Source organism: Ureibacillus terrenus, assembly GCF_006569205.1.
In the GTDB taxonomy this organism is placed as follows: domain Bacteria; phylum Bacillota; class Bacilli; order Bacillales_A; family Planococcaceae; genus Ureibacillus; species Ureibacillus terrenus.
The window spans coordinates 147,318-158,024 of the sequence record NZ_VIGD01000007.1 but is presented as its reverse complement, the minus strand read 5'-3'; the positions used below and the strand labels follow the sequence as shown (position 1 = coordinate 158,024).

General features: G+C 39.5%; 7 protein-coding genes and 1 rRNA gene. All 8 read right to left on the bottom strand.

Translation table 11 applies throughout. The annotated features are described in order from the left end of the window. A 16S ribosomal RNA gene (locus FKZ59_RS07345) occupies positions 1-89 on the bottom strand; the annotation flags it as partial. Between the two features lie 292 nt (positions 90-381). Then, positions 382-1,473: an HD-GYP domain-containing protein gene (locus tag FKZ59_RS07340; RefSeq protein ID WP_246045841.1), complete on the bottom strand. Its 1,092-nt coding sequence runs from the start codon at positions 1,471-1,473 to the stop codon at positions 382-384. Between the two features lie 162 nt (positions 1,474-1,635). Continuing rightward, complete coding sequence (gene gyrA, locus FKZ59_RS07335) at positions 1,636-4,113, bottom strand: DNA gyrase subunit A (RefSeq protein WP_141602100.1); 2,478 nt, start codon at positions 4,111-4,113, stop codon at positions 1,636-1,638. A 24-nt stretch (positions 4,114-4,137) separates the two neighbouring features. Next, on the bottom strand, positions 4,138-6,072 hold the full coding sequence (gyrB, locus tag FKZ59_RS07330; RefSeq protein ID WP_408057463.1) for a DNA topoisomerase (ATP-hydrolyzing) subunit B: 1,935 nt from the start codon (positions 6,070-6,072) through the stop codon (positions 4,138-4,140). Between the two features lie 65 nt (positions 6,073-6,137). Further along, on the bottom strand, positions 6,138-7,253 hold the full coding sequence (gene recF, locus FKZ59_RS07325; protein WP_141602099.1) for a DNA replication/repair protein RecF: 1,116 nt from the start codon (positions 7,251-7,253) through the stop codon (positions 6,138-6,140). Further along, complete coding sequence (gene yaaA / locus FKZ59_RS07320; protein ID WP_141602098.1) at positions 7,250-7,480, bottom strand: S4 domain-containing protein YaaA; 231 nt, start codon at positions 7,478-7,480, stop codon at positions 7,250-7,252. The genes recF and yaaA overlap by 4 nt, the downstream gene beginning before the upstream one ends. A gap of 335 nt (positions 7,481-7,815) precedes the next feature. Beyond that, positions 7,816-8,958 (bottom strand): DNA polymerase III subunit beta, encoded by a 1,143-nt coding sequence (dnaN, locus tag FKZ59_RS07315; protein ID WP_141602097.1) that lies wholly within the window; start codon positions 8,956-8,958, stop codon positions 7,816-7,818. Positions 8,959-9,133: 175 nt separating this feature from the next. Continuing rightward, positions 9,134-10,477 carry a chromosomal replication initiator protein DnaA gene (dnaA, locus tag FKZ59_RS07310; protein ID WP_141602096.1) on the bottom strand — a complete coding sequence of 448 codons (1,344 nt, stop codon included), beginning with the start codon at positions 10,475-10,477 and terminating at the stop codon, positions 9,134-9,136. Between the last annotated feature and the right edge of the window lie 230 nt (positions 10,478-10,707).

Genomic DNA, 10,707 nt, shown 5'->3' with positions numbered 1-10,707 from the left:
AAGCAAGCTTCCTATGAGGTCCGCTCGACTTGCATGTATTAGGCACGCCGCCAGCGTTCGTCCTGAGCCAGGATCAAACTCTCCAAAAAGAATTTGATTTCGCTCAAATTGTTTGTCCGAATCCGGTTCGCCGACGGGGCCGGCAAACCAGAATTGTTTCTGGCATCAACGCTTTGGTGTTCAGTTTTCAAGGTTCATTATTAATCTTATCGTAGCGACTCATTAATACTAACATATTACTATAATGATGTCAATAAAAATATTAAAATATTTTAATGCAGATAGAAAATTTTATTTATATAATAAAGTAGTGTCAGCATTGGAACATTCTAATATAGGGTTAAGAAAAAATCAAGCTTAAAATTCACTTCAAAATTTTGCTTAATCCGTCACTATATCAGAAATCGTTAAAGATTTTTGTTTAGATAAATCAACGATTTCCCTATTTTTCAATAATCGGACAATTGGACGGGTTGGGCAAAATCGATTAATATATAAAACTTCCGCTTTTTCTAAATTCGTTAATTCTACCTTTGTTCCAATTGGCAAATCGGTTAGCAAATCGATCATTGCATTCACAACTTGGACATCAAGTTTACCGAATTCAGTTTCTTTAATCGTTTCAATCACTTCAAACGGGGTTTTTTTTGGGCGGTAAAAACGGTCGCTGGCCATGGCGTGGAAAGTATCAGCGACAGCAATAATTTGGGATAATTTCAATACATTCCCCATCTTGGCGCCCGAAGGATAGCCGCTGCCGTCCAAACGTTCGTGATGCTGAAAGATGGCGATTTTCATTTCCGGCTTTAATGCAGGTAAATCTTTAATCATGCTATAGCTGTAAATGGGATGTTTTCGAATTTCCTGCAATTCCGCATCCGTCAGAAGATCCTTCTTATTTCGTATACTTTTTATTATTTTAGACATTCCGCAATCCGCCAAAGTTCCTGCAATTCCCATTTGGATTGAATATCCCCAATCAACCCCCAGCTTGTTCGAAATGGCAGCCGCGATTAATCCTGTAGCAATACAATGATGGTAAATATAATCATCTGGTCTGGAGTATTTTAACAAATCAAAAATATAAAAGCGGTTTTCCAATACTTTTTCCATAAGCGGAATGACCATTTCCCTTAATTTTCTTATATCAATTTTGGAACCGGCTTCCCAGCTATTGAATTCTTTTTTAAATTGTTCAAACGATTCCAGATACTTTCTTCCAAATTGATTCATTTTATTTTCTTGGAAAATATCATGTTCATTTAAATCTATTGTTTTGTATGGAACGGATTGTCTTATACTTTCATCCAAAACTGGTACTTCTTTTATATTAAACGCTTTTAAAATATGTAAATGTTCATAGGAAATAGGTGTGTTTTTTTTAATAATCGGATAGCTGGTATTAGCGTAAATATCTTTTGCTATCACTGCACCTAGTTCTATGTTATTTACTTTTACCATCGTAAATCTCACACTAAAAACCCCTTTTTGTATGAATCCATCAAAGATCCCCGTGTAAATTATACTATAAACCACGGATTTTTTTAGTACTTTTTTCATAAAAAGGTAAAAAACAGGAACATTACATGAAAGCAATGTTCCTGTTTGGAAAGTAGATTATTTCTGTTTTTCTTTTTATTTATGATTTTCTTCTGTTTCTGCCGTTTCAGTTTCTTCGGAATTCTCTTCTTTTTTTACTCTTGCAACCGTAGACACATATTCGTCTTCAGCCAAACGGATTAAACGGACCCCTTGTGTATTTCTTCCGATGCAAGATATATCATTGACATCCATGCGGATCAGAATGCCATTGTTTGTAATCAACATGATATCTTCTGTACCGTCTACAGTTTTTACTGCACACATTGGACCGTTTTTCTCTGTAATCTGAATCGTTTTAATACCAATCCCACCACGGTTTTGCAGACGATATTCGGATTCAGGCGTACGTTTTCCATACCCTTTTTCCGTTACGACTAAAATATCTTGTCCGGGTTCAACGATTTCCATGCCGACTACCCAGTCGCCTTCCCGCAATTTAATGCCGCGTACACCTGCTGCTGTACGGCCCATTTCACGGATATCTGTTTCTTCAAAGCGGATTAACATGCCGTTTCTTGTGCCAATTACAACATGTTTTGATCCGTCTGTTAATCGGACGGAAATTAATTCATCATCTTCGTGTAAATGAATCGCAATCAATCCGTTGTTGCGGATATTTGCGAATTGGGATAAAGAGGTGCGCTTTGTAATCCCCATTTTTGTCGTAAATACGAAGAATGCATTTTCATCATATTCTTTTACGCCAATCATTGCCGTTACTTTTTCTTCTTTTTCCAAATTTAACAGGTTGACAATCGGCAATCCTTTTGCCATCCGTCCATATTCTGGAATTTCATATCCTTTCGCTTTATAAACTTTTCCTTTTGAAGTGAAGAATAAAATAACATCATGAGTGGATGTATATAACAGATGTTCAACGAAATCATCTTCATTGGTATTCATTCCCTGAACACCGCGGCCGCCCCTTCTTTGGCTGCGGTATGTGCTTGCCGGCAATCGTTTGATGTAGCCTCTATGGGTTAACGTTACAACAGAATCTTCTTTTGGAATCAAATCTTCGTCTTCAATCATTTCCGGACCGCCTGGGGCGATTTCCGTACGGCGTTCATCGTTGAATTTCTCTTTAATTTCCAATAATTCTTTTTTAATGATGTCGATGATTTTCGCTTCATCTGCCAAGATTGCTTTTAATTCGCCAATTAATTTTTGCAAGTCCTGATATTCATTTTCAATTTTTTCTCTTTCAAGACCGCTCAAACGGACAAGTCGCATATCCAAAATGGCTTGCGCTTGTTTATCTGTCAAGTTAAAGCGTTCCATCAAAATCGGTTTTGCGTCTTCACCTGAACGCGAAGATCGGATGATATTGATGATTTCATCAATATGGTTAAGTGCAATGCGCAATCCTTCCAAAATATGGGCCCGCTCTTCCGCTTTTCTTAATTCAAATTGTGTACGACGGGTAATGACCACTTTTTGATGTTCCAAATAATGATAAAGAACTTCTTTTAAACTTAATACTTTCGGCTGGCCATCCACTAAAGCAAGCATGTTGACACTGAAATTCATCTGCATGGCCGTATGTTTGTATAGATTATTTAACACGACATTGGCGTTGGCGTCTTTTCTGATTTCAATCACGATCCGCATTCCCCGGCGGTCGGATTCATCCCGCAGGTTGGAAATGCCTTCTATTTTTTTATCACGGACTAATTCGGCTATTTTTTCGATTAACTTCGCTTTGTTTACTTGATATGGTATTTCCGTAACAATAATGGTTTCTTTTCCTATCGGGCTGACTTCGATTTCCACTTTCGCACGGACGACGATTGTTCCGCGCCCTGTTTCATATGCTCTGCGTATTCCGCTCCGGCCTAGAATAATTCCACCTGTTGGAAAATCAGGGCCTGGGATGATTTCCATCAATTCTTCTGTCGTAATTTCCGGATTTTCGGCTACGGCAATGATTGCATCAATGGTTTCGCCCAATTGATGAGGCGGTATGTTTGTGGCCATGCCGACAGCAATTCCGGATGCACCGTTGACAAGCAAATTCGGAAAACGGGATGGCAGCACTTTTGGCTCTTTTTCTGTCCCATCGTAGTTTGGATCATAATCGATTGTATCTTTATTGATATCCCTAAGCATTTCCATCGAAATTTTGGACATGCGGGCTTCCGTATAACGATTGGCAGCAGCCCCGTCGCCATCAATGGAACCGAAGTTTCCGTGGCCATCCACCAATACGTAGCGGTAGCTGAAATCCTGCGCCATCCGCACCAACGCATCATAAATGGAGGAGTCGCCGTGGGGATGGTATTTCCCCATTACATCACCAACAATACGGGCACATTTTTTATACGGTTTGTCCGAATGGTTCCCCAATTCATACATGCCATATAAAATGCGGCGCTGAACAGGTTTTAATCCGTCTCTTACATCGGGCAATGCCCTGGAAACGATTACGCTCATCGCATAATCCAAAAAGGATTTTTGCACTTCTTCACTGATTTTCACTTGCTTGATTTCTGAATGTAAATTTTCAGGCAAAGCGGAAACCTCCTTTCCCACTTATTAAACATCCAAGTTTTCTACATTTACTGCATTTTCTTCGATAAATTGTCTGCGAGGTTCAACCTCATCGCCCATTAATTGTCTAAAGATTTGATCCGCTTTAATGGCATCGTCCAATTGGATCTGAAGCAATGTACGTCTTTTCGGATCCATCGTTGTTTCCCATAACTGTTCAGCATTCATTTCCCCTAAACCTTTGTACCGTTGGATGGTAGGTTTTGGATTATCGGGAAGTCTTTTTAAGGTCTCTTGGAGTTCTTTATCGGAATAACAATACTCCACATGTTTCCCTTGTTTCACCTGATATAGGGGCGGCTGGGCTGCATATACATATCCGGCTTCAATGAGGGGACGCATGAAGCGGAAGAAAAATGTCAGCAAAAGAATACGGATATGCGCTCCGTCGACGTCTGCGTCTGTCATGATGATGATTTTATGATAACGGGCTTTTTCCAAGTCGAATTCTTCCCCGATTCCCGTGCCAAAAGCCGTAATCATGGCACGGATCTCCGAATTGGATAAAATGCGGTTTAAATTTGCCTTTTCCACATTCAAAATTTTCCCGCGCAAAGGCAAGATGGCTTGGAAATAACGGTCCCGTCCCGATTTTGCAGTTCCTCCCGCAGAATCCCCTTCGACGATGAAGATTTCCGATTCAGCAGGATTCGTTGAAGTACAGTCTGCAAGTTTTCCCGGTAAATTCGAAATTTCCAATGCCGATTTTCTTCTCGTAAATTCACGGGCCTTTTTCGCGGCAATCCGTGCCCGTGCGGCCATGATCCCTTTTTCAACAATTTTTCTGGCAACCGATGGATTTTCTAATAAATAACGTTCAAAGTTTTCGGCAAAAATTTGATTTGTAATTGTACTTACTTCCGAGTTCCCCAATTTTGTTTTTGTTTGCCCTTCAAATTGAGGATTCGGATGTTTGATGGAAATGACGGTTGTCAACCCTTCCCGGACATCTTCACCGGTCAAGTTCGCATCATTGTCTTTTAACATGCCGTTTTTCCGCGCATATTCATTAATGACACGGGTCAGGGCTGTTTTGAATCCGGACTCATGGGTACCGCCTTCGTACGTATGGATGTTATTTGCAAAGGAGAAGATATCTGTGGAATATCCGGAATTATATTGCATGGCAATTTCAACGGAGATTCCGTCCTTTTCTCCCAAAATTTCAATCGGATCGTGAATCGGCTCCTTCGACTCATTTAAGTGTTCCACATATTCCCTTATTCCGCCTTCGTAATGGAATATTTCCGAACGGGGCTCTTCCCCGCGCTCATCCGTTAAAGTGATCGTAATGCCGCGGTTTAAATATGCCAATTCCCGCAGGCGAGATGCCAATGTTTCATAATCGTATTCAGTTGTCTCCCTGAATATTTCAGGATCCGCTTTAAAGCGGGTAGTTGTTCCGGTTTCGTCAGTGTCGCCGATAATTTTTAACGGTTCTACCGTCTTTCCCCTGGCAAACTTAATATAATGAATGTGTCCGTCGCGTTTTACATAGACTTCTGTTTCTTCGGACAGCGCATTTACAACGGAAGCTCCTACACCGTGCAACCCCCCTGAAACTTTATATCCGCCGCTTCCGAATTTACCTCCTGCATGAAGTACGGTCATAATGACTTCCACGGCAGGAATTCCCATCTTTTCATGAATGCTTACAGGTATACCGCGACCATTATCTTCTACACGAATCCAATTGCCTTTTTCTATTGTTACATGGATTGTATTGCAATAGCCTGCTAATGCTTCGTCTATACTATTGTCGACGATTTCCCAAACCAAATGGTGCAGTCCTTTGGAATTGGTTGATCCGATATACATTCCCGGACGTTTGCGGACAGCCTCTAGTCCTTCCAACACTTGTATTTGTTCAGCGTCATAGTTTCCCTGAACTTTGCTTTCTTCTAAAGCCACCACGTTCACCTACTCTTTCATACCCTAGTATGCGTTATTTGAAATTGCCTAAATGACAAAAAATTAAATCTGGACTATTTGGTCTCCACTTTTCCTTGTTTCACGTGAAACATTTTTGCATGTTGTAGTGTCTCATGGTGAATTCCGTCAACACTTGTGGTTGTTACAAGTGTTTGCACTTCTTCTTGAATCGTATTCAATAGATGTGATTGACGGAAATCATCCAGTTCAGACAATACATCATCCAATAGTAAAATGGGAGACTCTCCCGTCTCTTGTTTGATTAATTCAATTTCCGCCAACTTCAATGATAGAGCAGTCGTTCTTTGTTGGCCTTGTGAACCGTATGTTTGAACATCATAATCGTTCACTAGAAATTGCAAATCATCACGATGAGGTCCGATCAGCGTCAGACCCCTTTCCATTTCTTTTTCTTTCACTTGAGCGAATTTTTCCGCTAAGTATGTAGTCATTTCACTGTTGGTCCAATTTTTTTCAATTCCTTTAGTAGTAAAATATTTGATCTTCAAATTTTCCATTCCCTGGGATATGCCGGAGTGGATCTTTTCCGCCCATTCTTGCAAAAGATCAACGAATTCAAATCGCTTACGAATAATTTGTATTGCCGATTGAATATATTGTTCAGTGTAAATATCGAACAATACTTCATCGACTTTTTGTTTCTCTTGATAGCTTTTCAACAACTGGTTTCTCTGCTTTAAAAGTTTTTGAAAATTGAGCAGTTCATGCAAATATATTGGGGAAATTTGCCCGATTTCCATATCAATAAAACGTCTGCGCACTTGCGGACTGCCTTTTACAATATTCAAGTCCTCCGGCGCAAACATAACAACATTGATTTGACCTATATAATTACTTAGTTTCGATTGCTCAATATGGTTAACCTTACCCTTTTTTCCTTTTTTAGTAATCAAAAGCTCTAAAGGAAAGCGGCCGTGCCGGTTTCTAATCTCTCCTTTTATTTTACCATAGTCTTCTCCCCAACGTATTAATTCTTTATCATTGCTGGTCCGATGGGATTTGGCCATCGCCAAGACATAAATAGACTCTAAAATATTTGTTTTTCCTTGTGCATTTTCTCCAATCAGAACATTTATGTTGGGGGAAAACTCCAAATCAAGAGATTCGTAATTGCGATAATTGATCAGTTGTAAGCGTTCAATAATCATCCATTTTCTCCGTTCTTACTTACAATTACATATCTTCCGCAACCCGGAATATTGACAATATCTCCATTTCTTAATTTCCGGCCACGGCGCCTTTCAATTTCGCCATTCACATATACGTTGTTTTCTTCCAAAAACCATTTTGCCATACCACCAGTACTGATTGCATCAGTAACTTTCAATAGTTGTCCAAGGGTGATAAATTCCGTATCAATCACAAATTCATTCAAACATCTTCAGCCTCCGTAAACGAACATCTATCATTTAATCTTACCTTAATTTTCGATAATTCGCCAGAAAAGCCGCGAACACCTAACCTAATTTTTGACGAAAAGCTTATAATTCAAACATTATAAACACTCTCCAACGTCTTCTGTTTTGAAAAACCGAATATTCAAAAATTTTTTCATCCAACCTGGAATAAATGAATCCCCCTTACATATAATTTGGTAAATCTTGATCCACCAAAAACTTTAAATTTAATAGAGATTAACAAGAATTCTTGTTTTTAAAAATAAAAAGTGTAGACAAGCCCCACTCGGCTTTATCTACACTTTGCAATTCTTTAGTATGTTCTTACCGGTAAAATCAGCTGAAGAATGGAATCGTCATTCACTTGTCTCAAAATGAACGGCCGCATTGCACCGGTAAATTGGACAATCACTTCCTGCCCTTGTCCGTCAATGGCTTTTAATGCTTCCATCATATATTTTGCACTGAATGAAATGACAAGTTCGTCGCCGTCAATGGAATGAACCGGAATTTGTTCCTCCACTTTCCCGATTTCAGGTGAGTTGGATGAAATTTTTACGGCATTGTCCTCCAATGTTTCGAAACGCACCACATTGTTCCGGTCTTCTCTGGCAACAAGGGACGCCCGGTCAATCGCCTGTAATAATGTTTTGCCATCCAAAGTAATGTTTGTTTTGAATTCGGTCGGAATTAATCTGGAAGTATCCGGATAATTTCCCTCAAGCAGACGGGAGAAGAATAAAACATGATCTGTTTTGAACAAGATTTGTTGATTTGACATGATGATTTGAACAGGATTGCTTGTTTCATCCAAAATTTTGTTCAATTCATTCAAGCTTTTTCCAGGGATGACGATTGAATCAACATCAGTTGGCAAATTTTCCAGTTTCACTTTTCTTCTTGCCAATCGGTGGCTATCTGTTGCAACACAAATCAATTCATCGTTTTCAATGATCCAGTTTACCCCTGTAAGGACAGGCCTGCTCTCGCTTGTTGCAACAGCAAATACTGTTTCGCGGATAACCGCTTTTAGCAAATCGGCAGGTATTTCAAATTTGTTTTCGTCGTCAATTTTGGGCAATAACGGATATTCCGATGCATCTGAACCGATTAGATGGAATTCTGTTTTACCAGACCGAATGTGAGTTTGGAACTCATTTTCCACTTCAATTTCTACATCATTTGTAGGCAGTTTTCTTACGATTTCGTTGAACATTCTGGCCTGAAGAACAATGGATCCCGTTTCGATGATATTGATAATCTGATCTCCGTTTTCTTCAGCCGGGATAAAAGTTTGAATGGTAATGTCCGCATCGGATCCCGTCAAAAGCACTCCATTATCCGTAACATCGATTTTAATCCCGGTCAAAATTGGTATCGTCGTCTTGGAGCTGATGGCTTTGGTTACATCATTCAGTCCATCCAACAGCCGGTCTCGCATGATTTCAAATTTCATCGTCATACCTCGCTTATATATTAAATTATTATTCTTTTAATAATTAAGTAAAAATAATAGTAATAGGTGATGTGGATTTGTGGATAAGTATATTTTTTTCTTTATACAGCAAGATATCCACATGTGAATATATTGTGCATAACGCCGCAAAGAAAAAAGAAAGTTATCCACAAAGCTATTTTCCAAGCATGTTGCGGATTTTTTTTATTTCTTCCTGCAGATGTTGATCCTCTTTTAACATTTTTTCAATCTTCTCATGGGCATGGATGACCGTTGTATGGTCCCTTCCGCCAAATTCTTCCCCGATTTTCGGCAAAGAAAAATCCGTTAATTCCCTGGATAAATACATTGCGATTTGGCGCGGGAACGCAATGGATTTTGTTCGCTTTTTCGAAGTGAAGTCTTCCAATCGTATATTGAAGTGTTCGCCGACTACTTTTTGAATTTCCTGGATTGTGATCGTTTTCGGTTTGGTGTTCGGCATGATATCTTTTAATGCTTCTTTTGCCAAATCAATTGTAATGTCTTTGTTGACAAGAGATGAATAAGCGACAACGCGAATCAATGCTCCTTCCAATTCCCGGATATTTGTGTCGATTTGATTCGCTATGTAGTGCATCACTTCGTTCGGAATATCGAGTCCGTCCGCTTTGGCCTTTTTGCGCAAAATCGCAATTCTCGTTTCCAAATCCGGCGGTGTAATGTCTGTAATCAATCCCCATTCAAATCTGGATCGCAGCCGGTCTTCCAAAGTCGGTATTTCTTTCGGAGGACGGTCGCTTGAAATGACAATTTGTTTTGATTCAGTGTGCAAGGCATTAAAAGTGTGGAAAAATTCTTCCTGAGTCGATTCTTTTCCTGCCAGGAATTGAATATCATCAATTAATAAAACATCCACATTGCGATATTTATTCCGGAAATCTTCGGCCTTGTTATCACGGATAGAGTTGATGAACTCGTTCGTAAATTTTTCGGAAGACAAGTAAACCACTTTTGCATTCGGATTGTGTTCAAGCACATAGTGTCCGATAGCGTGCATTAAATGAGTTTTCCCCAAACCTACACCACCGTAAATAAATAACGGGTTATAGGCTTTTGCCGGTGCTTCAGCGACCGCAAGTGAAGCTGCATGGGCAAACCGGTTGCCCGAACCGATAACAAACGTATCAAAGGTGTACTTTGGATTGAGCATGCTGTGTGAACTTTCCGCGGAATCATTTGACTTCGTTTGAATGACTGGCGCCGGAATGTCAAAATCATCATTGTCCTGATCCTTTTGAACAACAAATTGAATGAGTAGATCTTTTCCGGTAATTTCAGACAAGATTCTCGCTATTAAAGGAACATAGTGGGTTTCAAGCCATTCACGGGCGAACGAAGTGGGTGCGGCGATTGTCACTTTTTTCCCGTTGTAAGAGAGCAATTTTGTTGATTTTAACCACGTCTCAAAGCTTGGTTTCGAAATTTGTTGTTCTACTCGGGCCAGGACTTTGTTCCATAATTCATCTAAATGTTCCAAGCTTGTGACCCCTTTACTTATTTTTTTAATCAAAACGTCTTCATCAATATTATTAAAACACAAAATCACAACCTGTGGATAACTTTTTCCATAGGTTGTGGTTTATTTTATCCACAAGTTATCAACAGCTGGGGATAAAATATTTCCCAAAAAACTTTTCCACAGAGTAAAGCACAATAATACTATCAAAAAAATATCATCGTTTCAATAGGTTGATAAACTTATCCACA